21 protein-coding genes are annotated in these 24,016 nt (G+C 60.5%); 6 read left to right on the plus strand and 15 right to left on the minus strand.

Going from position 1 to position 24,016, the window contains the following annotated elements:
• Positions 1-26 precede the first annotated feature (26 nt).
• Positions 27-1,133, plus strand: coding sequence for an S-(hydroxymethyl)glutathione dehydrogenase/class III alcohol dehydrogenase (locus tag ACYVIS_RS18435; RefSeq protein ID WP_232741641.1), 1,107 nt, complete (start codon positions 27-29; stop codon positions 1,131-1,133).
• Positions 1,133-1,990 (plus strand): S-formylglutathione hydrolase, encoded by an 858-nt coding sequence (gene fghA / locus ACYVIS_RS18440; RefSeq protein ID WP_460874675.1) that lies wholly within the window; start codon positions 1,133-1,135, stop codon positions 1,988-1,990. The genes ACYVIS_RS18435 and fghA overlap by 1 nt, the downstream gene beginning before the upstream one ends.
• 751 nt (positions 1,991-2,741) lie before the next feature.
• Here fghA and ACYVIS_RS18445 read toward each other — a convergent pair.
• From ACYVIS_RS18445 to ACYVIS_RS18495, 11 genes are all read right to left on the minus strand, one after another.
• Entirely contained in the window at positions 2,742-3,890 is a 1,149-nt protein-coding gene (locus ACYVIS_RS18445) for an ABC transporter substrate-binding protein (RefSeq protein WP_460874676.1), read from the minus strand.
• Positions 3,891-4,074: 184 nt separating this feature from the next.
• Positions 4,075-4,803: an SDR family NAD(P)-dependent oxidoreductase gene (locus tag ACYVIS_RS18450; RefSeq protein ID WP_460874677.1), complete on the minus strand. Its 729-nt coding sequence runs from the start codon at positions 4,801-4,803 to the stop codon at positions 4,075-4,077.
• 14 nt (positions 4,804-4,817) lie between these two features.
• Complete coding sequence (locus ACYVIS_RS18455; RefSeq protein WP_460874678.1) at positions 4,818-5,609, minus strand: cyclase family protein; 792 nt, start codon at positions 5,607-5,609, stop codon at positions 4,818-4,820.
• Between the two features lie 34 nt (positions 5,610-5,643).
• Positions 5,644-6,888 carry an SDR family NAD(P)-dependent oxidoreductase gene (locus ACYVIS_RS18460; RefSeq protein WP_460874679.1) on the minus strand — a complete coding sequence of 415 codons (1,245 nt, stop codon included), beginning with the start codon at positions 6,886-6,888 and terminating at the stop codon, positions 5,644-5,646.
• On the minus strand, positions 6,885-8,060 hold the full coding sequence (locus ACYVIS_RS18465; RefSeq protein ID WP_460874680.1) for a thiolase family protein: 1,176 nt from the start codon (positions 8,058-8,060) through the stop codon (positions 6,885-6,887). Before ACYVIS_RS18465 ends, ACYVIS_RS18460 begins: the two co-directional genes overlap by 4 nt.
• Positions 8,057-9,697: an AMP-binding protein gene (locus ACYVIS_RS18470; RefSeq protein WP_460874681.1), complete on the minus strand. Its 1,641-nt coding sequence runs from the start codon at positions 9,695-9,697 to the stop codon at positions 8,057-8,059. The genes ACYVIS_RS18465 and ACYVIS_RS18470 overlap by 4 nt, the downstream gene beginning before the upstream one ends.
• Before the next feature lie 10 nt (positions 9,698-9,707).
• Positions 9,708-10,202 carry an aromatic-ring-hydroxylating dioxygenase subunit beta gene (locus tag ACYVIS_RS18475; protein ID WP_460874682.1) on the minus strand — a complete coding sequence of 165 codons (495 nt, stop codon included), beginning with the start codon at positions 10,200-10,202 and terminating at the stop codon, positions 9,708-9,710.
• Entirely contained in the window at positions 10,199-11,521 is a 1,323-nt protein-coding gene (locus ACYVIS_RS18480; RefSeq protein WP_460874683.1) for an aromatic ring-hydroxylating dioxygenase subunit alpha, read from the minus strand. Before ACYVIS_RS18480 ends, ACYVIS_RS18475 begins: the two co-directional genes overlap by 4 nt.
• A 16-nt stretch (positions 11,522-11,537) precedes the next feature.
• Positions 11,538-12,515: a PDR/VanB family oxidoreductase gene (locus ACYVIS_RS18485; protein ID WP_460874684.1), complete on the minus strand. Its 978-nt coding sequence runs from the start codon at positions 12,513-12,515 to the stop codon at positions 11,538-11,540.
• Between the two features lie 67 nt (positions 12,516-12,582).
• Entirely contained in the window at positions 12,583-14,130 is a 1,548-nt protein-coding gene (locus tag ACYVIS_RS18490) for an indolepyruvate oxidoreductase subunit beta family protein (protein ID WP_460874685.1), read from the minus strand.
• Positions 14,131-14,142: 12 nt separating this feature from the next.
• A complete protein-coding gene (locus ACYVIS_RS18495) occupies positions 14,143-16,344 on the minus strand; it encodes a thiamine pyrophosphate-dependent enzyme (RefSeq protein WP_460874687.1) in 2,202 nt (733 codons plus the stop codon).
• Between the two features lie 260 nt (positions 16,345-16,604).
• Here ACYVIS_RS18495 and ACYVIS_RS18500 point away from each other — a divergent pair, with 260 nt between their 5' ends.
• Positions 16,605-17,039: a MarR family winged helix-turn-helix transcriptional regulator gene (locus ACYVIS_RS18500; protein ID WP_232741628.1), complete on the plus strand. Its 435-nt coding sequence runs from the start codon at positions 16,605-16,607 to the stop codon at positions 17,037-17,039.
• Positions 17,040-17,111: 72 nt separating this feature from the next.
• On the opposite strand, the gene ACYVIS_RS18505 is transcribed toward ACYVIS_RS18500, so the two are convergent.
• Entirely contained in the window at positions 17,112-17,831 is a 720-nt protein-coding gene (locus tag ACYVIS_RS18505; RefSeq protein ID WP_232741627.1) for an enoyl-CoA hydratase/isomerase family protein, read from the minus strand.
• A gap of 4 nt (positions 17,832-17,835) precedes the next feature.
• On the minus strand, positions 17,836-18,996 hold the full coding sequence (locus ACYVIS_RS18510; protein ID WP_460874688.1) for a CaiB/BaiF CoA transferase family protein: 1,161 nt from the start codon (positions 18,994-18,996) through the stop codon (positions 17,836-17,838).
• A 645-nt stretch (positions 18,997-19,641) separates the two neighbouring features.
• Between ACYVIS_RS18510 and ACYVIS_RS18515 the strand changes: the two genes are divergently transcribed.
• Positions 19,642-20,118, plus strand: coding sequence for a MarR family winged helix-turn-helix transcriptional regulator (locus tag ACYVIS_RS18515; protein ID WP_460874689.1), 477 nt, complete (start codon positions 19,642-19,644; stop codon positions 20,116-20,118).
• Between the two features lie 78 nt (positions 20,119-20,196).
• On the opposite strand, the gene ACYVIS_RS18520 is transcribed toward ACYVIS_RS18515, so the two are convergent.
• Positions 20,197-21,456 (minus strand): ATP-grasp domain-containing protein, encoded by a 1,260-nt coding sequence (locus ACYVIS_RS18520; RefSeq protein ID WP_460874690.1) that lies wholly within the window; start codon positions 21,454-21,456, stop codon positions 20,197-20,199.
• A 142-nt stretch (positions 21,457-21,598) separates the two neighbouring features.
• A complete protein-coding gene (gene infA / locus ACYVIS_RS18525; RefSeq protein ID WP_232741623.1) occupies positions 21,599-21,859 on the minus strand; it encodes a translation initiation factor IF-1 in 261 nt (86 codons plus the stop codon).
• 642 nt (positions 21,860-22,501) lie between these two features.
• On the opposite strand from infA, the gene rfbC reads away from it, so the two are divergent.
• Together rfbC and rfbD are read left to right on the plus strand one after the other, a co-directional pair.
• On the plus strand, positions 22,502-23,071 hold the full coding sequence (rfbC, locus tag ACYVIS_RS18530) for a dTDP-4-dehydrorhamnose 3,5-epimerase (RefSeq protein ID WP_460874691.1): 570 nt from the start codon (positions 22,502-22,504) through the stop codon (positions 23,069-23,071).
• Complete coding sequence (rfbD, locus tag ACYVIS_RS18535) at positions 23,068-24,015, plus strand: dTDP-4-dehydrorhamnose reductase (RefSeq protein WP_460874692.1); 948 nt, start codon at positions 23,068-23,070, stop codon at positions 24,013-24,015. The genes rfbC and rfbD overlap by 4 nt, the downstream gene beginning before the upstream one ends.
• Position 24,016: the final 1 nt, after the last annotated feature.

Below are 24,016 nucleotides of genomic sequence, written 5' to 3' on the forward strand. Positions count from 1 at the left end.
ATCAAACCAGCAATCAGGAGTCCAACATGAAAACGATAGCAGCCATTGCCTGGAAAGCGGGTGCGCCCCTGACCATTGAAGATGTCGAACTGGAGGGCCCCAAGGCCGGCGAAGTGCTGGTCGAAATCAAGGCGACGGGAATTTGCCATACCGATTACTACACTTTGTCGGGCGCCGATCCCGAAGGGATTTTTCCATCCATACTGGGGCATGAAGGCGCCGGCGTGGTGCTGGAGACCGGCCCCGGGGTCACGTCGGTCAAGGTGGGCGACCATGTCATTCCCCTGTATACGCCGGAGTGCCGCCAATGCAAATTCTGCCTGTCGCGTAAAACCAATCTGTGCCAGGCCATACGCGCCACGCAGGGCAAGGGCCTGATGCCGGACGGCACTTCGCGCTTCACCGTGGGCGGCAAGCCCGTAAGCCACTATATGGGTACGTCCACCTTCTCCAATCATATTGTGGTGCCGGAAATTGCCCTGGCGAAGATTCGCGACGATGCCCCTTTCGACAAGGTTTGCTATATCGGCTGCGGCGTCACGACCGGCGTGGGCGCGGTGGTGTTCACGGCCAAAGTCGAAGCCGGCGCCAATGTGGTGGTTTTCGGCCTGGGCGGCATAGGCCTGAATGTGATCCAGGGTGCCAAAATGGTGGGGGCCGACAAGATCATCGGTGTCGATTTGAATCCCCGGCGCGAGGCACTGGCACGCCAATTCGGCATGACTCATTTCATCAACCCGTCCGAAGTCGACAATGTCGTCGACCATATCGTTCAACTGACCGACGGCGGCGCCGATTATTCGTTTGAATGCATAGGCAATACCAAGGTCATGCGCCAGGCCCTCGAGTGCTGCCACAAAGGCTGGGGACAGTCCATCATCATCGGCGTGGCCGAAGCGGGCGCCGAGATTTCCACCCGTCCGTTCCAACTGGTGACGGGGCGGCAATGGAAGGGCTCGGCCTTCGGCGGCGCCCGCGGGCGCACCGACGTGCCCAAGATCGTCGATTGGTATATGGAAGGCAAGCTCAATATCGACGACTTGATCACGCATATACTGCCGCTCGAAAAAATCAACGAGGGCTTCGACCTGATGCATCGTGGCGAATCGATCCGTTCGGTGGTGATGTACTGATGTCGCACGATATGCTGGAACTCGTCAGCGAGCATCGATGCTTCGGGGGGCGGCAGCGTTTCTACCGCCATGCCTCGGGCGTCATAGGCTTGCCCATGCGCTTTTCGGTCTTCATTCCCGCCCAGGCCGAGCAGCAGCGGGTGCCGGTGCTGTTCTTCCTGGCCGGCCTCACCTGCACCGAAGAAACTTTCATGATCAAGGCCCATGCCCAGCGTTTCGCGGCGGAGCACGGGCTGATGCTGGTGGCGCCCGACACCAGCCCGCGCGGAGCCAACATTGCGGGCGAAGACGCCAGCTGGGACTTGGGTACGGGCGCGGGGTTCTATGTCGACGCCACGCAGGCGCCGTGGAACACGCATTACCGCATGGAAAGCTATGTGGCAAAGGAATTGCACGGCATCGTCACCAGCACCTTGCCGGGCGATGCGGGCCGCGTGGGTATTTTCGGCCATTCGATGGGCGGTCATGGCGCCCTGGTGCTGGCGCAGCGCCATCGCGGCACATTTCATTCGGTATCGGCGTTTGCACCCATTGCCGCACCTTCGCAATGCCCGTGGGGCGAGAAGGCGTTTACGGTCTATCTGGGGCCCGACCAAGGCGGTTGGGCCGGCCACGATGCCTCGCGGCTCATGGCTGAAGCGGATTGTCCCTTTCCAGACGGAATCCTGATCGACCAAGGTCTGGCAGACGGTTTCCTGGCCGAACAGCTTTATCCCGAGGTGTTCGAGGCCGCCTGCGCGCAGGCCCGGCAGCCTCTAACCTTGCGTCGTCATGAAGGCTACGATCATGGCTATTATTTTATTTCCACCTTCATTCAGGACCATATGGCCTTTCATGCCGAGCGTTTGAAAGCATAGGCGCCTGGGATCGAAGGTTGGAGTATTTTTGATTCTAGTGTTTATGGCATTCGGTGGAGGATAGGTATTTAAAGACGCCGTCTATCGGGGCTTAGGGCCAGGACCGGCACGGCGTGCTTCATCCGGATTTAGCACGTCAAGGCGGGCGTCGGGCGAACTCGCGCCGTCCCGCGACGCGGGCCGGCACTCAGACAGCGCCCGACGACTTCCCCCGCCTTGCCGAGCTAAATCCGGCGCACGCCTTACGCCGGCCCTGGCCCCAAGCCCCGATAGACGGCTTACGTTAGGGCATGCCTGGAATGACGTTACGGGGTGCCTGGAATTAACGTGCTCGCACCAAGGGTCAACTTACCTGTACTCATGGTTCTATCACGTGGCCACTCGATGTGCCAACCCTGGATTTACTAAGCACCCGACGCCTCAACGTATCTCTCGATGCATTGCCTCAACGCGAGCCGCAGGGTGGGCGGTGCTGTGCAGGCCGGCGGTAGTCCAGCGCCGGGTGCTGACGAAGGGAAGGCGGGGGCCTTCGGCGGGCCCTGTTTGAACGGAGCCGCGCCAGCGGCGCAGTGAGTTGGCCCGACGCCCGCCTGGACGAGGCAGACCCGGGCAGTCGGGGCGCGTAGCGCCTCGACCGCTGGACGTGCCGGACTGCACAGCACCGCCCACCCTGCGGCGTCTTTATAGAATTAACCGCCGCCTACACAAACAACACAGTCCAAATCAATGGAACCACAGCGCCGAATACTAACTACTTCAGCAACCGCCATTCCCCGTCTTTAACCGTAATCAACTCACGCCCGCGGTCATCGAAACCGCTGTGATCTTCAGGCGTCATGTTGTACACCCCTTGCGTAGCCACCAACTCATGTGTTTTTTCAAGCGCATCGCGTAAAGCACTCCGGAATTCCTTAGTGCCAGGCTTGGCTGACTTCTCCGCAATTGGAATCGCGCGTTCCAGCAGCATTCCCGCATCGTAGACATTCGCGCCAAAGGTCGCGGGACGCTCCCCATAGACCTTCTTATAAGCGGCAATGTAATTTTCGGCAATTTTCTTCGACGGATTGGCGTCGGAAATCTCCGGCAGTACCAGCATCAGGCTGGCGGCCAGAATAGTGCCGTTGACATCCTTGCCGCCGAGCTTCAGGAAGGCTGGCAACGCGGCGCCGTGGGTTTGATAGAAAGTACCTTTATAGCCTTGCTTGGCCAGGGTTACCTCGGGCAGCACGGCAGCTGCGCCCGTGCCGGCTATCAGTACGGCGTCGGGCTTGGCGGCGAATATCTTCAGCGCCTGGCCCGTCACGGTACTGTCGGAGCGCTGGTAGCGTTCGGTGGCCACGATCTTGATATTGTGCGCCTTGGCCAGCTGCGTGAAGACCTTCAGCCAGTTTTCGCCATAGGCATCGTTCAGGCCGATGAAACCGGCGGTCTTGACGTGAGACTTGACCATCTGATCAACCAGCGCCTTGGCGATAATATCGTCGTTCTGGGTGGTCTTGAAGACCCACTTCTTTTGCGGCGTCATGGGCAGGACTACCGCGGCCGTGCCTACCGGCGCCAGCATGGGCGTACCCGATTCGGCCGCAAACTGGATCACGCCCATGGCATTGGGCGAACCTGATGGCCCGATGATGGCATCCACTTTTTCTTCGGTGATCAGCTTCTTGAAGTTGGTGACGGTTTGAGTCGGGTCGCTGCCATCGTCCAGCGAAATGTACTGAATCGTCAGGTCGCCGATTTTCTTGGGCAGCAGCGCGACGGTATTTTTTTGCGGAATGCCGATCAGGGCGGTAGGGCCGGTGGATGACGTAACGACGCCGATTTTTACCTGGGCGAGAACCGGGGTTGCGCCCAGTGCCGAGATGACGACCACTGCCGTAGCGAGTTTCTTCAATAACATATTGTTGTCTCCGTTGAGTGCCATCGAGTGGCTGCTGAAAAGAATGCCTGGGGAAGGCTTGTCGTGAATATATCGTGTTATGCGCGAACGGGGTTTAAAGTATAAATAGTTTATGTTTAAAACAAAAGGCTTGGTGCGGGAAAGAGCCAAGGGCGGGACAGCCATGGGCCGAACCGCCGGATGGTCAGATGGTGATCGAGCCGATGCTGGCGCCTCCGCATACATACAGCGTCTGGCCAGTTACAAAGCCGTTGGCCGGATCCGAGAAAAACATCACGGCGCGGGCCACATCGTCGGCCCGGCCCAGGCGCTGCACCGGAATGCCCTTGGCAATATTCTGTTCGCGTTCACTGCCGGCGGGGATCACATCGTAAAACATATCGGTCTGGATAGGGCCGGGCGCCACCACATTGACCGTGATGCCCTGCGGCGCCAGTTCCAGCGCCCAAGTGCGCGCCATGCCTATCATGCCGGCCTTGGTGGCCGAATAGGCTGTACGGGTCTGCAGGCCCAGCGCGCCGCGCGAGGACATCAGCACGATGCGGCCGAACTGGTGCTGGCGCATCGAGGGCAGGCAGGCCTGCACCAGCGAAATGGCCGATCCCAGGTGGATCTGGGTCAATCCCTGCAATTCGTCGAGGGTGACATCGGGCAGCAGATGCGGCCAGATCACGCCGGCATTGTGGATCACGTGCGTGACGGCGTGGTCGCGGGCGATTTCGGCGCCGGCCTGCTCGGTTGCCGCGGCGTCGAGCAGATCGACCTTGATCGAACGCAGCCGGGGATGGCTGATCTCGGAATCGCGGCGTGCCAGGGAAATGACGTCGTAACCGGCATCGAGCATCTGGTGGCAGATCTCGGCGCCGATGCCGGCGCTGCCGCCGGTGACGACGGCTGTGTAAGACTTGGACAAAGCGTTCTCCGGTGTCAGGCTTGGGCTGCGGAAATCAAGGCCAGGACGCGCAAAGGGCTGCCCGAGCCGCTGCGAATCTTCAGGGGTGCCGAGAAAATCACGGCCCCCGTGGCCGGCAATTGATCCAGATGGGTCAGGCATTGCAGGCCATAGCGATTGTTGCCGTGCATGTAGTAGTGGCAGGGATAGGGCGGATTCAGATGCTGGGCCTGCCCGGTATCGGTACCCACCGATTCGGTGCCGAAGCCATGCACATCGCGCTCCTTGATCAGCCAGGGCACGACTTCGGCATCCGGTCCGGGCGAGTGCGCGCCGTCTTCACGCATGTTCAGGTAATCGTTGGGCTTGGCGCGCTTGGACCAGTCGGTGCGCATCAGCACCCAGGATCTTGGCTTGATCCGGCCGTGCGTGGCTTCCCATTGCTTGACGAAGTCGATCGTCAGCAGGAAGTCGGCATTTTCCCTGGATTCGGCCGAGCAGTCGATAACCGCCGCTTCGGCGACGAAGGCGTCGATGGGAATGGTGTCCACGGTGTTGTTGGGCTGGTCCTTGCCGCTGACCCAATGCACCGGCGCGTCGAAGTGGGTTCCCGTGTGTTCCGAGCAGGAAAAATTGTTCCAGTACCAGGCGGGACCGCGCTCGTCGTAACGTGAAATTTCTTCGATGCGAAAGGGCCAGGCCTGGCCGAATTCGGGCGGCAGCACAATGGTGGGAAATTCGGGAGTCAGAGTCTCGGTCAGATCGACGATCCGGATATTTCCCGATACGAGTTCCGACATGAACTGGGCTAGTACTGGCGTGGTCATGATGTCTCCATAAATCCAAATCGTTTGAGAGGGCTCATGAATCGCCCAGCTCGCGTTCCAGGCCCTTGGGGTTGTCGCGCAGGCGAGCCATGAATTCCTGGGCGACATCGCCGACATACACATCCTCGGTGCCGTCCCGCAGGGCTTTCACGATGGCGTTTGCAATGGCGGCGGGGCTGACGCGCGGCGGCGGCGTGAGCTGCTCCCATTCGTGATCGATGGGGCCTGGAAATACATTGACCACGCGCACACCCGACTGGCGCATTTCGTTGCGCAGGCATTGCGCGACGGACAGCGCGGCAGCCTTGGATGCCGACCAGATGCCGCGCGACGGCAGGCTGACATGAGCATAGATCGACAGGATATTGACCCAGGCCACGGCGCTATTGACGCCATCGGCGGTCCGCCCGGCCATGGCCGGGCCGAAGTGCTGCGCCAGGCGCAGCAGGCCCAGGCAATTCACATCGAGCGCATCGTGCGCTTTATTCAGATCGCGGTTGAACAGGACGCCGCCGTCGCGTTCGTAATCGGCGGTGTTCACCAGAATGTCGACCTTGCCCCCTATGGAGCGCGAGATGCGCTCGACCGAATCGGTGTCGGTGACGCTGAAGGCTTGCACCTGGATGCGCGGATCCTGGCACAGGGCATCGAAGTCCGGCGATTTCTTCCAGGTTTCCGGATCGCCCGCGAACACGGTGCCGGCGCCGGCATCGAGCAGGGCTTTGATGACAGCCATGCCGACCGCGGTCTTGCCGTCGGTGACCAGCGCGCGGCGAAACTTGGGATCGCCGGAAGTTTCTCGTAGAGTGGGATCGTCTGCCATATTCGGTGTCTCGTGTTCCGGGAGAGCGATCATGACGGCGTGGCCGCTGCGATCGAGTTTAAGGGCCATCCTGACCGGGCTGCCATCCTGGCAATCGCCATGTACGTGTGCGACGATCGACGGGCCGGCGGCCAGTTGGACCGTACCTATGCGCCAGGGCAGGCGCTCGCGAAAATACAGATCGTTGCTGTGGTGCAGGATGGTCGAGGCCAGCAAGCGGCCCTGCGGCTCGACCGCCTGCCATGTCAACTGGTCCGACAGGCACCGGTGGCATACCTCGCGCGGCGGATACTGCACCGCCTGGCATTCCTGGCAGACTTGCAGATCGAAGCGGCCGACCGCGGCGGCGGCGGTCAGGCCCAATGCGCGCCGGCTGCGCAGGCCGGGCGGCAGCGTGGGCTGCCGGGTGCGCGCGACGGGATTTTTCCTGGATGGCTTGTTCAGCGCCCGTGTCATGCCGCGCTCCTTGCCAGCAGGGCGGCGGCGGTACAAATGCCGCGGTCGTAATTGATCATGCCGAAACCGCTGACCAGGCCGATGTCGGCTTTGGCCACTTGGGTGGCGCCGGCGCTGTTCGTCAACTGGCGCATGGCTTCGACCATGCCCAGATAGCCGCCTGCCGCGCCGGCCTGGCCGACTGAAAGCTGGCCGCCATTGGTATTGAAGGGAAAGCTGCCATCGATGGTAAAGGTATGGTCGCGCACGAATTGCGGCGCGGCGCCTTTTTCGCAGAAGCCCAGGTCTTCGATCTGCATCATGTTGATGACGGGGTAATCGTCGTAGGCTTGCATGAAATCGACATCGCCGGGCCCGACCCCCGCATGTTCGTAGAAGGCGTCCCGATCCATGGTCCAGCCGCCGCGAAACTGCATGGGGTCTTCGGCCCAGGCATTGTGCCGCTCTATGGTCGACAGAATGCGCACAAAAGGCAGCTTGAGCGCCCGCGCTTTTTCTTCACGCATGACCAGAAAGGCGTCGGCGCCGGCGCAGGGCATGACGCAGTCGAACAGGTGTATGGGGTCGGTGATCTGCCGGGCGTCAAGGTATTGCCGCAGGCTCAGCGGCTTTTTCATCAGCGCGTGCGCGAAACGCAGGGCATTGTCGCGCTGGGCCACGCACAGTTTGCCGAAATCTTCGCGAGTGGCCCCGGTTTGCCGCATATAGTTCTTGGTAAGCAGGGCGAAGCTGGCGTTGGGGCCGCCCGCGCCATAAGGGTAGACGGCGTCCTGGGCGAAACGCGAGAACTGGCTGACGGTATGGCGGAACGAGTCGACGTGGTTGGTATCTCCGGCCACGCAGGCGACGATGTCGGCATCGCCCGCCTGCACCGCGCGGGCGGCGCGGCGCAAGGCAATGACGCCGCTGGCGCCGCCCATGGGAATGTGATCCAGCCAGCGGGGGCTCATGCCCAGATGCTGGGTCAGGCCCACGGCCGTGTCGGGAGCCAGCGTAAAGCTGGACACGCACAGGCCGTCGATATCGTGCTTGGCCACGCCGGCGCCGCGCACCATCGCGCCCAGCGCTTTCCCCAGCCACCAATGGGCGCTGTGAATCGAGTAGCGTACGTAGGGAATGGTGACCGGAACGGTTGCCACGATGCCCTGGTAGCCGGTTCGCGTGGGCGTCATGGTGCGAGCTCCTGCCGTTTTTTCATTGAACAGGTGTCGAAGCACAGCGGCGTGCCGGGCAAGGTGGGAGCCAGTTTCTTGAGTTCTCCGCGCTGAATCTTGTTGGTGGCCGTCAAGGGCAGGGCATCGACAAAAGCCACATAGCCGGGCACTTTGTAATAGGCCAGCTGCGCCAGGCTCCAGCTCACGATGTCGTGCGCCAATTGCTTGGCCGCGTGGGTTTCGGGAGGCGTGTTGCAGACCACGCAGGCCAGCACTTCGTCGCCGCGCACGGCATCGGGCACGGCGGCCACGGCCACGGCCTTGATGGCCGGGTGCTGGGCCAGCACGCTCTCGACCTCGATGGCGGCAATGTTTTCGCCGCTGCGCCGGATCACGTTTTTCTTGCGATCGACAAAATGCAGGTAACCCTGTTCGTTGCGCCGCACGATATCGCCGGTGTGGAACCAGCCGTCCTGCCAGGCTTCTCGCGTGGCGGCCTGGTCTTTCAGATAGCCGGCAAAGAAGCCGAAGCGTGGGTTGGCTCCGGCGTGCCTGACCAGCAGTTCGCCGTTTTCACCCGCCTGGGCCGGCTGGCCGGCATCGTTGACGAGCCGGACTTCCACGTCGGCCTCTTCCCTGCCGAAGCAACTCGTACCGATAAGCCGGGGTTCGCGATTGGCAATGATGACGGCGCCGGCGCCGGTTTCGGTCATGGCCCAGGCTTCGAGCAAGGGGAAGCCGAAACGCTGCTCGAAGGGCGCGTGCAGGGATCGGTCGATGCCGGCGCCGAAGCCGAAGCGTACCCGGTGTTCGGTATCGAGAGGGCTATGCGCGGCCTTCATGAGTATGGCCGGCATGACGCCCAGGTAGTGCACGACCGTGGCCCGCGAATCGCGCACCGTGTCCCACCAGGTCTTGGGATGAAAGCGGTCGATGGCGATCAGGCAGCCGCCGGTCAGGACCATGGCCATGACCGAGTAGGCCATGGCATTCATGTGTACCAGAGGCAGAGGCGTAAGCATGCGTTCCGTGCCGGCATTCAGCGCGGCCAGATCGCCGATTCCCGCATACCAGCGTCCGGCATGCAGGAAGTATTCGTTGGGCAGGATGCAGCCCTTGGGACGGCCGGTGGTGCCCGAGGTATACAGCAGCGCGCATTCGGTGGCGCTGTTCACCGCCTGATTGGCCAGCGGTGCGGCGGACTGCGCCGGCTGGGGGGCCTGGTCGGGGCCGATGACAACGAGCGGCCGGCCCGTTGTCGCGGCGGCCGCGTGCAACGATGCGTGATGGCTTTCCAGGGCGACGGCGATCGCGATTTCGGAGTGGCCGACCAGGTATTCGAGTTCGGCCGCCCGCATGTCGGCATTGATCGGCACCACGGACACGCCCAGGGCGTTCAGCGCAAACCAGTGCAGGAAGAAGGCGGGACGATTCTCCAGCAGCAGGCCGGCTCGATGGCCGTGTCCGTAGCCGGCATCCTGATACGCGGCTTTCAGTGTGTCGACGCGCGCAAGGAATGCCCGATAGCCGATTTCTCCCGGCTCGATGCCGTAGATGCCGGCCGTTTCCGGCATGACGCACAGGAACGGGTTCTGCGGCAATCTCCGGGCCGTCCAGCCGAATGCCTGATAGACCGAGTTGAGGGTACTGGGCAAGAACGGCTCCTTACATGAACAACTGAATGCTGCGCAATGCCGAGTCGCAGTTGACCAGATCGACGCGCTTTTGCCGGATACGCAAAGCCTGCTCTTGCGTGGCCAGTTCGTAGGTGGCCCAGCCGGCGTACAGAGCCTGTTGATCCTGCCGGGTTTCAATATAGTGGAAAGCGGCCCTGACCACATAGTGCCCCAGTTCGGGTTGGTGCCAGGGATGCTGGGTTTCGATGGTGGGTTGCTGCAGCAGGTGATGGCTGCGGCTGACGGGTTGTTGCGAATAGGTGCGCTGGCCGGCCAGCCGCTCGACGCGGACTTTGAGCAGGAGCTTGTCTTCATACATGAGCGAGGCTTGCAGGCGGGCGTCGGTCTGGCCGTGGGTCAGGGGCATCCAGTAATGGCCGTCTTCGGTAAACAGATCAAGCCAGGCATCGAACTGCCGCTCGTCCAGCAGGCGGGCTTCCGCATACACAAAATCGATCAATTGCTGAGAGTTCAAGGGGCTCATGCCTGCTCCTTCATGCTTGCCGTGATGAAGCGCGCCCAGGCCTGGTACTGATTGCGCATCTGCCATTCGCTGGTGCCGTTGACCGCTTCGTTTTTCCGCTCCGGCTCGGTGGGCTCGTAGAGGCGCGCCACATTGACCCAGTCGCGGCCGCGCGAGTGCAATCCGTGCTGCGAGCGTTCGTACACTTCGTGATCGTCATGGCCGACCACCGAAGTGGGCGCATTGATAAGCCGGTTGTACATCAAGGTGCGTTCCAGCAGCAGGTCGGGCGCCCCCACCAGGCGGAAGGTCCAGGACTCGACCAGGGTTTTGTTGGCGGCCAGGGGCTTGAAGATGCGCAGGGTCTGGATCGGACCCTTGACCATGATATTGGGGAAGTAGGTGGTGTTGTGCCGGGTGTCGGCCAGTATCCGGTGGGCACGTTCTTCGCCATAGGCGGCGACCATGGCCTCCATATAACCCGGGACCGCCGAGTACGCGGCATGTATGGAGTTGTGGACGCCGGTGTGGCCGTGGCCGTTTTCCCAGACGCGTATGCCCATGCCTTCAAAAAATTCGTAAGGCGAAATAAAGGGGGCGAATTGTTCGACGGCCATGGGCTTGGGCGTGCCCTCGGGCGCCTCTTCCCAGACCCGCACGGCGGTCCCGGCCGAAGACTCGTGGGCCACCATGGGGTGACAGGTATCGGTCTGGTTGTCGACCAGCATCTTCCAGTTGCAGTCGTGCATATAGCGCAAGACGCCGCCGGCCACTTCCAGCTTTCCTTCGGGCGAACGATCGATCATATTGTCGATGGTCGAGAGCGATTCGCCGAAGAAGTCCTCGAAGGACAGGCCTTGCGGGCTCAGGCGGCAAAAAATGAAATCGCGGTAGTCGCGTGTGTTTTCGACCGGCGCCATGCCCTGGCTGGCTTCGCACTGGCTGAAGACCTCGGGGTCGTAGCCTTTCTTCAAGGGCACCGAAAGCAGCTTGCCGTCGGTCTTGAAGGTCCAGGCATGGTAGGGGCAGCGAAAGAACTTGCCGGTATTGCCGCAGGTATCGCCGGCCACCATGACGCCTTTATGCGGGCAGCGGTTGTACAAGACCTTGACGGTCTTGTCGGTATGCCGGACCATGACCACGGGCTGGTTGCCGACCGTGGTGGTGTAGAAGTCGCCCACGTTGGGGATCTGGCTGCCGTGGCCGACATAGACCCAGGTGTTGGCGAACAGGTGTTCCATTTCAAGATCGAACACTTCATCGTCGATGAACAGGTCTTTGTGGACTTCCGTGGCGCGCACCAGTGCCTGGACGGCGGCGGGATTATGGCGATAGCTCATGGGGGTATCCTTGGGTCTAGAGGTCTAAAACCAGACGATCGGAGTGGCTGCGGGAAATGCAGATTTGCATGACCTTGCCTTCGGCCCGCTCGTCATCGGAGAGGTAGTAGTCGCGATGGTCTGGCACGCCTTCCAGGACCACGGCCTGGCAGACGCCGCACTCGCCCCGCTTGCAGTCGAAAAGCGGATCGCAGCCGGCTGCTTCGAGCACTTCGAGTATGGTCTTGTCCGGTGGAATATGAAACACCTGGCCGGACTGGCGCAGTTCGACCTCAAAGCCGCGATCGCCCGCTTGCGGCGCCGCCGCGGTAAAGAGTTCGAAGTGAACATGCGAATGCGGCCAATGCTTGCCGTGCGATTGTTCGACAACGGCATCGATCAGCCCTTTGGGACCGCATATGTACAAGTGCTGCCGGGGGTCTGTTTGTTCGAGCAGCGCGGGCAGGGGCAGCAGTGTGGCGGCATCGTCATCGGCGTGAACGCTCAATGCGGCGCCGTGCTGCCCGCACAGTTCGTCCACGAAGCTCATCTGGTCCAGGCTGCGTCCGTAATAGTGCAGCTGGTAGGGCCGCTGCTGGGCCTTCAGCGCGGCGGCCATCGAAGCAATCGGGGTGATGCCTATGCCGCCGGCGATCAGTACGGTTGCGGGTTCGTCGGCCTGGGCGGGGTGTAGGGGAAAATCGTTCTTCGGGCCTTCGGCGATGAGCGTGTCGCCGGCCTTGAGCTGATGCATATAGCGCGATCCGCCAGTGCTTGGGTCTTCCAGACGGATTCCCAGGCGATAGCTGGCGGGCGCCTCGAACAGGCCATTGTCGGGTTCGAGGCCCATCAGCGAGTAGCAGCGCTGCTCTTTCTGGCCGGGGATATGGATCTTCAGATGCGATCCCGCCGTAAAGCCGGGCAGCGCCGCCCCGTCGGCCGCTGTCAGGACCAGGGATCGAATGATCGGAGTTTCAGTCTGTACGGCGGCAACGGTAAGAGTCAGGGTGGTCACGGCTTATCGCTCGGTATGGTGGGCCAATCCCGGATTGGCCGGCCAGGGTTGTTGAAAGAGGCGTCTTCTATGCGGCGGCCTTGAGATCCTGTTCCAGCAGATGATCGAGCTGCGTGCCTTTGTCGTCGGCCAGGGCGGCATTGCGCAGTGTCCGCAGGCGTGCCGCCGCGTTCTGCTGGCCCAGCAACTGGCTGGCTGCCAGCAACAGTCGCTGGTACTTGCTGTCGCCGCGGGCATGAGTGTCGCTATAGCCCTTGACCAGGCGCCGGCAGTTCACGACCTCGACCGCCAGATCGTAATCGTGGTGCGCGGTGTCGGAAATCTGCTTGAGCCACTGATCAAGGCTTTGAACCTCGGCCTGGTGCCGCAAGGTGCCGCGGCGGAAGCGGCGCATGCCGGCCAGGGCATACAGCATGATGAAGCCGCCCAGCGTACCGCTTTGCAGGAAGCGCCCTTTGCGGAAAAAACGATTCAGGAAGGAGCTGAGTCTTTTGGAGTTTTCGATCTTGCGCCCCAGGAAAGCCGGCAGGGTGCCGCAAACTTCTTCCAGCCTGGGGTGCATGTATTCGGTGGTATAGACCAGTTGGTCTTCTTTGGCGCCGACCTCCTGGCGCACGCGATCGAAACGCGAGCCGCGGGTTTTCAGGTCGGCCACACGGATGACATCGTCGTAGGCCATGGCCACGGCCACATAGCGGGCCGCCGCCGTGGTGAGTTCCCACGATTCCGCCGTACCGCCGAACTGGCCGTCCAGCTTGCGGATATCGTGCATGTGCTCCAGATATTCCCTGGCGTAGCGCAGATCCTGGAATTCAAGTACGCGCCGCAGGCCGGCAACCAGCATGGGCTGGGCCTGGACAGGGAAGTTTTGCTTGAGGTCGTCGAGCAACGCGCGCACCTTGGGGTGCGGGGCGGTTTCGGGAATCGTCGGCATTGGGCGGCTGGTATCGATGCGCGATGGGGCTTTGGGCGCCCCGGTCGCGGCATCGAAGCCCAGGGAAAACGCCTTCAGGCTGGCGTTGACGCCAACGCCGGCGCGGCGAATCGTGGCTTCGTAGTCGTCTCGGGCAAACGGCAGGGCGCCGCTGCCCGCAATGGCGCCGAACAGGCTGGCGCTGATCACGCTGCCGGCCTGGTCGGCCAGGGCTTGCAGGTCGAAGCAGAAAAACTGCTTGGCGGCATCGTTGCCGGCTTCAATGACTTTGTTGGGGTCGGCAATGCCATTGCCGTGCGCGGCCTTCTCGCCCACGGCATAGCTGCGGTGCGAAGACGAAATCAGCACGGTGCGCCGGGGCGTGACCAGGCCGCGGTGGATGGCGCGGCCGCCTTCCATGAGTTCGGCGGCAACCACCAGGTCGACGTCGCCGGGGGTGGGCATCATGGCCAGGGTGGGCGGCTTGCCCGCGGCTTGAACGGCGGATTCGGCCAGCAGTTCGACGTAGTAAATGGTGGCGCCGGTGCGCTGCGCGACGCCTGGAACCGAGGTGGTTTGCGCCCACCAGTGCGAGTGCTCGGCCATGTCGACGATCCAGTCGGCCAGCACGCCGCCGCCTTGGCCGCCCATGGCGAGAATGGCGATTTTGATCGGGGTGCCGGCATGAAACAGGGTAGTCATGATCGTTGCCGTCTACAGAGAGTATTGATTCAGGCGCGCCGTGCGGCGCTGCTGCAGGAAGCCGATGACGCGTTGGCGCACCCTGGCCTTGAACAGGTCCCAGCCACTGGGGTTGTGCACGATATCGGCGCGGTAGAACGAGGGGCAAAGCACGGCGGCATGGGCGACTTCGCCGCAGTTGCCGCAGCCCACGCAACTGTTGTCGACGTAGGCGATAGGATCTTCTTTGAGGATGTCGCCGCTATCCTTGACGGTCAGCGAGGGACAGCCCGACAGGCGGATACAGACGTGGTCTCCGCTGCATACATCGGGATCGACGCCAAAACGTTCTTTGACCCTGCGCTTGCCGTCCTTGACCGCTTTGTTGAACAAGGGCTTTTCGCGGCGCTGCTTGTTGAGCATGCACTCGGATTGGGCAATGATGACCTTGGGGCCGGTGTCGGAGGTGGTGAGGGCCTCTTCGATGGTGGCGCGCACCTTGGCGACGTCGTAGGTGCGGTCAAGCGTGCGGATCCATTTGACTCCGACGCCGCGCACCGCGCTTTCGATAGGGTTGTTGGTGGAGCGGTGATCGTTGCCGGCCCGCGACGACAGGACGTCCTGCCCGCCTGTGGCGGCCGAGTAGAAGTTGTCGATAATGACGATGACGCCATCGTATTTGTTGAATACCGCGTTGCCCACGCCCGAGGCCAGGCCATTGTGCCAGAAGCCGCCATCGCCCATGATGGAAATGGGCCGCTTGGCAGCCGGCACGTTGAATGCCGCCACGCTGGACGCGCCCAGGCCATAGCCCATGGTGGTGGCGCCCAGGTTGAAGGGCGGCAAAATCGAGAACAGATGGCAGCCGATATCGCAGGCGATGTGATGCTCGCCCAGCGTTTCCTGGGCCAGGGTCAGGGCGGAAAATATGGGGCGCTCGGGGCAGCCGGTACAGAAACCCGCCGGCCGGGCGGGTACCACTTCGGCCAGTTCCTTGGCGCGGCGCTGAAAAGTAATGGCCTGTTCCTTGACGGGCCGCACTACCTGGCTGATTTCCATTTGCCCGCCGGCCGGTTCGGGGGCGGCGCCGATGGCGGGCAGAATCTCGGGATGGTACCGGCCCAGGAAATTTTGCAGGCCGTCGCGTATGACGGCCGTGGTGTATTCGCCCGCCATGGGCAGGACATCTTTGCCTGCCAGCGCGGCGGCAATGCCCGCCTGCCGCAAAATGGTGTTGAGGTTCTGTTCGATGTAGTTGGGCTGACCTTCTTCGAGCAGCAGAACCGCCTTTTTTTCCTTGCAGAACGCCGCGATCTCGTCGTCGATAAGCGGATAGGTGACATTCATCACATACAGCGGAATGCGGCTGTTGCCGAAGTGATCGGCCAGGCCAAGCAGTTGCAGCGCCCGGATCACGCCGTTGTACAGGCCGCCTTGCAGGATCAGGCCTATGTCCTGGACGTCGCCGTCGAAAAATTCGTTGAGCCGGTTTTCCTTGATGAACTTGATTGCCGCGGGCCAGCGGGCCTTGACCTTTTCCTGTTCATGCAAAAACGAGGCGGGGGGCAATACGATGCGGCTGACATCGCGCACCGGGTTTTCCAGCGCATGCCTGAGGCTGAACTTGGGTCGCTGATTGTCTTTGGCGGTAAAGCGCCCGTGCACATGGCAGCCGCGAATACGCAATTGCAGGATGACTGGGGTATTGCTGGCTTCGGACAACTGAAAGCCGTCTTCAACCGCCTTGACCATGCTTTCGAGATTCGGACGCGGGTCGAGCAGCCAGATTTGCGACTTCATGGCAAAGGCGTGCGTACGTTCCTGCATGATCGACGAGCCTTCGCCGTAGTCTTCGCCGACGATGACCAGTGCGCCGCCGGTTACGCCGCCGGAGGCCAGGTTGGCCAGCGCGTCGGAGGCGACGTTGGTGCCTACCGTGGATTTCCAGGTTACCGCGCCGCGGATCGGGTACATGACCGAGGCGGCCAGGGTGGCGGCGGCAGTGGCTTCGGAGGCGCTGGCTTCAAAGTGCACGCCCAGTTCTTCCAGGATGTCCTGGGCGTCGGCCAGGACATCCATAAGATGGGAAATGGGCGAGCCCTGATAGCCGGCGACATAGCCTACGCCCGATTGCAGCAGCGCCTTGGTGACGGCCAGAATGCCTTCGCCGCGAAATTCTTCGCCCGCACCGATCCGGAGTTGTTGAACTTCTTTTTTGAATGAACGTTCTGCCATGATCTCTCCAGGGATCGCCGCGATCCGGCCGACAACGCAAGGCGCGGCCCGGCGGCAGTGCTACGGCGAAAATACGGTGCGGCTCTGACGGGTCTTGAATACTTTAGGCTTGAAGCTTAGGCTTGTCAATATAAACATGAATATTCATATATATTGGAAATTTAATATATATAACAGGCTCTTGAATATAAGTAAAAACCATTATGTTGACTGCTTTCGCGGTTTGGAATACGATTTTTCGAGTCACAAGGAAAGCATTCATGTCCACCCCGCAGCCGACTCGTTTTGTGCATCGCTACCTGGCCTCCGTGCTGGCTCTGGCGAGTCATCGCATTTCGGCGGAATTCCACGTCGAGGTCAGAAAGGCCGGCCTGACCGTCACCGAGTGGCGCGTTCTGGGCAGCCTTATCGAGGGCGAGGGTGAAACCGTGGGCGAACTGGCCGAATTGGCCGTCACCAAGCAGCCGACGCTCAGCAAGGTGCTGCCGCGGCTGGAAGCCCAGGGCTACGTTACGATGCACACCGCGCGCGCCGACCGGCGCCAGACCCTGGTGCGGATCACGCCCAAGGGCTCGAAGCTGATCAGCGGTTTGTGCGACCGCGCCATGGAACACCAGCACCGCCTGCTTGAAAAGCTCGATCCCGACCACGCCGAGCGCCTGGTCGATATGCTGCGGGCGATTATTGCGCGCTAAGGCCGAAGCCCGCCCCCTAAGGCGTTCGGGCTTTACATCGGCATTTTTGTCTATTTTTACGAGGCCTGAGCCCTAGCCGTTCAAATAGCGTGCGATGCGTCCTTTTAGGCCGGGGCGTGCCGCCGAGCGCACCAGCGCCGCCAGGTCATCATTGGCGTGATTCTCGTGAATCGCGCCATGGAATCGGACACGCGTGTCGTGATCCAGGGCGGCGGCGGTTTTCCTGGCGCCATCGATAAGCCCGGCCCATTCATCGGGTTCCACCGTTTGCTGGACAAAGCCGATGCGTTCGGCTTCCGCAGCCGAAAAGGTTTTGGTCTCGCCAAGGATGGCCAACGCATTTTGCCTGCCTACGATATCGGCAAATCGCCGTGTTCCCAGCACCAGGCCGAAATTGAGCCCCGGCATGCGGAATGTGGTTCCGGGCGCGCAGTACCTTTGTTTGCATACGGCAAACAGATCGACCCCGGCGCCGAAATTTTTCCCGTGGGCGAAGGCGATCGTCAGGCTCGGCGACATGGCGATGGCGTTGAGCAGCATTTCTATGCGAACAAAACGCAGCAGCAGGTCGCCCTCGCTTTGGGCCTCGTAGTCGGTGAAATCGAAGCCGGCGCTCAGGTTCTTGCCGCTACCCTGGAAAACAAGCAAAGGAATTTTTTCGTCGTACGCCTGCGCTACTCCAGCCAGCAGGGCTTCTATCAGTTCAGACGAAAGGGCATTCATTTTTCTGGGGCGGTCCAGGGTGAATGTCCAGCAATCGGATTGTCGGTCTATTTTTAACGGGCTATCCATCTTCTTATTCCGTCATTTTGGACTGTAATTCCGCCAGGATTTCAGCGTTGTGCTCACCCAGTGCGGGCGGAGGCTTGCGTATTTCCGAGGTCCGCGAGTCGAAGCGAATGGGCGATCCAAACGTTTTGATTTGCGATCCGTTGGGCAGGCTCAGGTCTTGCACCCAATTCATGTGGGCGACCTGAGTATCCGACAGGACGTCCGAGTAGGTATTGATGGGGGCGCATGGCACGCCGGCCTTGCGGAAACGTTCGAGCCAGGTTTCGGCGTCTGCCGCGGCGAATATCGATTCCAGTATTTCCCTGAGACTGTCCTGGTGCGTGGCCCTGGATCCGGTCGTCAGGAACCGTTCATCGCCCAGCAGATCCTGGCGCGAAACCACGCCGCATACCGATTTCCATAGCGAGTTGTTTCCGGCGGCCATGCCGAAGTATCCGTCGCGGCAGTGAAATACCTGGTAGGGCGCATTGCGTGGATGCGCCGAGCCCAGTTTTTGGGGATCGATGCCGGTGCCAAAGTATTGCGATGTCTGGAGTGCCGCAATGCCAAGCGTGGCGCCGAGCATGGAAATGTCGATATGGGTTCCATGGCCTTCGCGTTGCGCCGCCCGCAGCGCCGATACGATTGAAAATGCCGCATACAGGCCCGCGGTGAAGTCGCAGACAGGCACGCCGCATTTCACCGGGGCGCCATCGGGCTCGCCCGTAACGCTCATCAGGCCGCTCATGGCCTGGAGCGTCAAGTCGAAGCCGCCCTCCTGGTTGCGCGGACCTGATTGGCCGTAGGCCGAAATGGAGCAATACACCAGTTTCGGATTGATTTCCCGCATGGCCTCGTAACCCAGGCCCAGCCGATCCATGACGCCGGGCCTGTTGTTTTCCAGAATGACGTGGGCTTGCGCTATCAGTTGCCGCGCGATTTCGACGTCCGCCGCGTTTTTCAGATTTAGTGCGATCGATCGCTTGTTGCGATTCAAAGAGGCGAAATTCTCGCTGAAACCATTGGTGATGGGCGCCCAGCTTCTCAGGGTGTCGCCGCCTTCGGGATGTTCGATCTTCACCAGATCCGCCCCCATGTCCGCCAGCAGCATGCCACAGTAGGGGCCAGCGGCAACATTGCATATTTCAATAACCCGGATGCCTTCCAGCGCTGTTTCCTGTTTCATACATTTTCCATAAGGGCTTTCAACGAGGTTCCATCCGTTTTGTTCCTAAATAATGGGATTTAAACCCCATAATTCAGTTGGTAATGCGGAAAAATAATTGGCTGAATGCATCGTATATGAGATTCCAGTCAAAATCAAATTATAGTATTTATATCCTAATATATAGGATATAAATCATGCTCGGCAATAAAATGGATCAGGCCCCCGCTATGCCTTGCCAATGCACATGCCTTTGCGTGGCATGAGTCCTTTATTCCGTTGCGTTTATGTATTGCCCGCAGCAAGGTTCACTCTTGCGAAAACAGTCGTTCGCCCGGGGGCTAGGGTATTTCCTGATTATTTGTCACTTGCCGCTTATTTGGATTTTGTTTAACTTTAAATAAGTGTATGCAAATGCATAAATATGAGTGAACTGGAACCTGTCAGGCCATTGAACAAAAAACAAGCAGTACAGCGAACAAAACGCCGATCGGGCCTGTCATGGGAACGATATGTCGATATTCTGCATCTAACAATCAACATAATCGGAATTCAATAAATAATCGTGCAATAAAGTGGGGATCATCGCTCGCGACGAAATGCGAGCGCACGATAGGCCGTCAATACCATCAAAAAATTAACCAGCAATCCATAAACAATCCATAAATGAAGAGCAAAACCCAAGAACAAGAAAACCCCGATTCGGGGTCGTCGGCCTACCGGGGCCACAGTACTTTTTTACCGTATGTCCTGAATCGAACCACGTCGGCGGTGAACGCCGACTTTCAAATGGTGCTGCGCGAGCAAGGCCTCACCCTAATACACTGGCGCGTGCTGGCCTTCCTGCGCGATGCCGACGGCCTGGGCGTCAGCGCCCTGGCCAATGTTACCGGCACCGACCAGGCGACTTTGTCGCGCGCGCTGACCGTCATGGAAAAGGCCGGCTATATCGCCCGTGATTCCGACCCTATGGATCAGCGCGTCGTTGTCATCAAGCTGTGCCCGGCCGGTGAAAAGCAATTCACGAAAATCCTGCCTGTTGCCTGGGAGTTGCATACCCGTGCCATTGCCGGTTTCAGCCCCGAGGAGCAGCACGTTCTTAACCAGATGCTTAACCGTATCTGCGACAACGTTCTTGCGTAGAGGGCCGCGAACCCGCCGACCCACCCCGTTCCGTAGGGGCGGCCCTCGTGGCCACCCGTTACTCCGATTCGCCCGTCATCACGACTTTGTTCCCACGCGTGCTTTTTCCAGCATTTCACGAAATGCGGCAAACACTTTGCGCATGGCAGGGGCTTTATAGGGAAACAAATCTTCGGGATCCATGGCGTGGACAATCATGGAATTGTCCACTTCGAAAATCAGCAGCTCGCCCGACGCGGTTTCCGCGCAATCCATGCCCATATAGGGCAGGCCGATGCGTTGGTCGATGGCCTGCAGGGCCGCCGCGTGGCGCACCGCGAAATCGTCGTCGAAGGTAGCCATGCAGGCCGCTTCCTCCATCCGTTTCTCGGCGCTTTCGACCATTCCCGCGTTCAGGTAGTGAATCATCCAGTGTTCGGAGACGGCAAAATGGCAGACAAAAGGCTGCCCGTCAATCATGGCAATGCGGTACTTGCGGAACAGGCCGTCGGCGCCGCGGTAGTCGACGAAGCGGGACACGTAAAAATACTCGTCTCCCACCGCGTGCAGGTATGCGGCAAAATCTTCCGCGCGCTCGAGTTTTTCCAGATCATTTCCCGCATGCGATCCGAGCGGGCGCACGATAATCGGAAAATTGCCGTCCGGAAGAATATCCGTGATGGCCGTCTCGCCATTGCTTAGCGCCTGCAAAACCGATCTGTCGATACGCACCGAAGCGGGAATCTCGACGCCCGGCAAGCCTTGCAGCGCAGCGTAGACGCCGTTGCGAGAGAGCTTGACGATATGTTCAGGGCGATTGATGACGGGATTCGGCCAATCGCCCAGGTATTGTTCCAGGCGCTTGAGCAAGGGCAGGTTGGCATCGGATTCGGCCATCGCCACCATCAGCACGTCATGGTCGGGCAAGCTCGCCGGCAACTCGGCTTTGTCGCTAAGATAAAGCAATTCCAGCGATACATCCGAGTCTTCAACCAGGAACTCAACCGGCGTGTTCGCCATGAAGTCGCCAGGCCCCATGAGAACCAGCAGGCGCAGGCCGGGCTTGGCGTGTCGGGCAGGCAAGAAATAGCGCGACTGCATGGCGAGCGCTTCAGCCTGAATCGCCAGCGCATCCTTCCTGTGCCCGGTGATCAACAGAACCGCTGAAAGATCCAGGCAGGCATGGGCATCGAGCGGGTTTTCCTGGGCGCGTGCCAACAGCTTCTGCGCCATCGGCACCAGGTTTTCGCCGTTGAACGCGCGGCGTATCAAGGGCGCCATTCCTATGAGCGGTGGAATTTTCGTCGCGGCGGACTCTGGCTTGGGGGTGATGGCGTGTTCAGCATTGTCATCATGCATGACGGGCAGTCCCGGTAAGGGGCCGCTGACAGCAGGGATTTACAATCGAGCACGGCACCGTAGCGGGAATATAGGCCCGCAAACTTAGCCGAAACTTAGGAGCATTGATCGGGTGGGCACAAAGCCCACGCCGGCAAACCGATCAGCGGCGGCGCTGGGTCGACGGCGTTGGCGCCGGGCGGCCTGCTATGTGGCGGAAAGTAATGCGACCCTTGCTCAGGTCGTACGGCGACATTTCCAGCGATACTTTATCGCCCGCCAGAATGCGGATATGGTGCTTGCGCATTTTGCCGCCGGTGTAGGCGATGACCAGGTGTCCGTTGTCCAGCGTTACGCGAAAACGTGAGTCGGGCAGCACTTCGGTCACCAGGCCGCCCATTTCAATCAGTTCTTCTTTAGCCATAAAGGTAAATCTCCTGTGTAGTATTCAATAAACGCGGGCTTGGCGGACTCGCGATGCGTGCCATCCAGCCAGCCGATGCGTCCAAACGCGCACGAACCCATCCTGTATTCAACCCGCACGCGGCATGCGGCCGCCGCCTGAAGCTAGCGTTTCTCGCGGCTAGAGGATGAAGACGTGATGCGCGGCGCCACTGTGGCGACTTGGTGCTGCGTTTCCGATGCGGAAACGTGAATAAGAAAAAGTCCAGTCGGCATGCGTGGCCGGACAAAGCGCGCCATGCTGCTTAGTGGCGGAAATTGCGTGTAAAAAATGGACTTGAATCAAGCAGAGCCAATGGAGCTTGCGTGGGACCTGCCTGTTGAAGGCAGTGTGATATGGCTGTTTTCTGCCGAATGCAGGTATGGTGTAGCAAGTCTATGATACCACACATGTTTTATTGAAATTCGATTTACTTGGGGGCGAGGGTGGTTACAAGGGCCGTTCCTACACCAATTGGCTGGGCACCCATGTTTCCATGCCTTGGCCGTGCCCATTATTTAGTAAGGTCGCCCTCGGCGAGGCGACAGCGCGCATCCGCATTCCCTGTAAAATTTCTTTTATGAATATTTGCACAATGCCCTGCCAACCTGTCAGGCATCCCGCATGAAAATCTTCGATACGCGCCTATCCGGCGTCAAGCGGATTCAGCCCGCGGTTCACGAAGACGAACGAGGCTATTTTCTGGAAACCTTCCAGGCGCGGCGGTATCGACAGATGCTGGGCTTGGCGCAGCCGTTCGTTCAGGACAATTGCTCGCATTCCAGGCACAGCGTGCTGCGCGGCCTGCATTTTCAGGCACAGCATCCGCAAGGCAAATTGCTGCGTGTCGCCCATGGGGAAATCTTCGATGTGGTTGTGGATTTGCGTACCGAGTCAGCGACCTATGCCCAGTGGGAAGGCGCTGTGCTGTCGGATCGGAATCACGAGCAGCTATGGATTCCGCCAGGCTTCGCGCATGGTTTTGTGGTGCTGTCCGAATCGGCCGATGTCACGTATCAGTGCACGGACTACTATCGATCCCAGGACGAAGTGTGCTTGCGCTGGGACGATCCCGATCTGGCCATTGCCTGGCCGATTGGCAGCCCCGTGCTGTCGAGCAAGGACCGTGCGGGCCTGACGCTGGCCGAGCTGCAGGCTTTGGGGCGCTTGCCTCGCGTTGTTCAATCCCCATGAAAGCGCTGCTGACCGGCGCCGGCGGGCAATTAGGGCGTTGCCTGCAGGACCGCTGCCCGGCCGATTGGCAGTTGCTGGCGCTGGACCACCGGGCCCTGGACATTACCGACAGCCACGCGGTCAGCCAGTGCATGCGGCAATTCCGGCCGGAACTCATTATTAATGCCGCCGCCTATACCCGGGTCGACCAGGCCGAACGCGAGCCGGCGATGGCCTATGCCGCCAACGAAGAGGGGCCCCGCCACATTGCGCAGGCCGCTCGGGCGGTCGGCGCCCGCTTGATTCATCTGTCAACCGACTACGTATTCGATGGCCATGCCGCACGGCCATATGTTGAAGCGGATCTTGCCATTCCGCTCAATGTGTACGGACGCAGCAAACTGGCTGGCGAGAATGCCGTGTTGCGGGATCCGTCGAGGCCGGAAGCCGAACCCAGGGCTATCGTCTTGCGCACCGCGTGGCTCTACAGTGAGTACGGGAATAATTTTGTTAAAACCATCATTCAGCGCCTGTTGCGCGGGCAGGCGCCAACTGTGGTGAATGATCAGGTCGGCGCTCCTACCTATGCCGGCGACCTGGCCGATGCCATCATTCAAATCGCGAGTATGTCTAACGTGGCGGGCGGTTTGTATCACTACAGCGGTACGGAGGCCCTTAGCTGGCATGCGTTTGCCGTCAGGGTGGTTGAAGCGGCGATGTTTGTTCAGAACCAGGGCGCAAGCCCATCACAGCCGAATCCCGCAGAGGCCGCGAAGCAAGCGCAAGGAACAATCGGTGGAAACCCCTGGCCCAAGCCAGTGTCGTCCGAGCTATACCCGGCCGTTGCCGTGCGGCCCAGGTATTCGGTGCTGGACAACCGCAAGATTCAAAAGCTGGGAATTGGCCCCTCGGCCGGCCTGGATACACACCTGCGAACCATCGCCGCCGCATTGCTTCGGGGTTAGT

The organism is Paralcaligenes ginsengisoli (genome assembly GCF_054781135.1).

Coding starts and splice junctions, on each gene's coding strand:
- ACYVIS_RS18445 (WP_460874676.1), bottom strand. CDS start 3,890: ATGTTATTGAAGAAACTCGCTACGGCAGTGGTCGTCATCTCGGCACTG.
- ACYVIS_RS18465 (WP_460874680.1), bottom strand. CDS start 8,060: ATGACGCCCACGCGAACCGGCTACCAGGGCATCGTGGCAACCGTTCCG.
- infA (WP_232741623.1), bottom strand. CDS start 21,859: ATGGCTAAAGAAGAACTGATTGAAATGGGCGGCCTGGTGACCGAAGTG.
- ACYVIS_RS18460 (WP_460874679.1), bottom strand. CDS start 6,888: ATGACACGGGCGCTGAACAAGCCATCCAGGAAAAATCCCGTCGCGCGC.
- ACYVIS_RS18435 (WP_232741641.1), top strand. CDS start 27: ATGAAAACGATAGCAGCCATTGCCTGGAAAGCGGGTGCGCCCCTGACC.
- ACYVIS_RS18515 (WP_460874689.1), top strand. CDS start 19,642: ATGAAGAGCAAAACCCAAGAACAAGAAAACCCCGATTCGGGGTCGTCG.
- ACYVIS_RS18495 (WP_460874687.1), bottom strand. CDS start 16,344: ATGGCAGAACGTTCATTCAAAAAAGAAGTTCAACAACTCCGGATCGGT.
- ACYVIS_RS18490 (WP_460874685.1), bottom strand. CDS start 14,130: ATGACTACCCTGTTTCATGCCGGCACCCCGATCAAAATCGCCATTCTC.
- ACYVIS_RS18475 (WP_460874682.1), bottom strand. CDS start 10,202: ATGAGCCCCTTGAACTCTCAGCAATTGATCGATTTTGTGTATGCGGAA.
- ACYVIS_RS18520 (WP_460874690.1), bottom strand. CDS start 21,456: ATGCATGATGACAATGCTGAACACGCCATCACCCCCAAGCCAGAGTCC.
- ACYVIS_RS18500 (WP_232741628.1), top strand. CDS start 16,605: ATGTCCACCCCGCAGCCGACTCGTTTTGTGCATCGCTACCTGGCCTCC.
- ACYVIS_RS18505 (WP_232741627.1), bottom strand. CDS start 17,831: ATGGATAGCCCGTTAAAAATAGACCGACAATCCGATTGCTGGACATTC.
- ACYVIS_RS18510 (WP_460874688.1), bottom strand. CDS start 18,996: ATGAAACAGGAAACAGCGCTGGAAGGCATCCGGGTTATTGAAATATGC.
- rfbC (WP_460874691.1), top strand. CDS start 22,502: ATGAAAATCTTCGATACGCGCCTATCCGGCGTCAAGCGGATTCAGCCC.
- ACYVIS_RS18455 (WP_460874678.1), bottom strand. CDS start 5,609: ATGACCACGCCAGTACTAGCCCAGTTCATGTCGGAACTCGTATCGGGA.
- ACYVIS_RS18480 (WP_460874683.1), bottom strand. CDS start 11,521: ATGAGCTATCGCCATAATCCCGCCGCCGTCCAGGCACTGGTGCGCGCC.
- rfbD (WP_460874692.1), top strand. CDS start 23,068: ATGAAAGCGCTGCTGACCGGCGCCGGCGGGCAATTAGGGCGTTGCCTG.
- fghA (WP_460874675.1), top strand. CDS start 1,133: ATGTCGCACGATATGCTGGAACTCGTCAGCGAGCATCGATGCTTCGGG.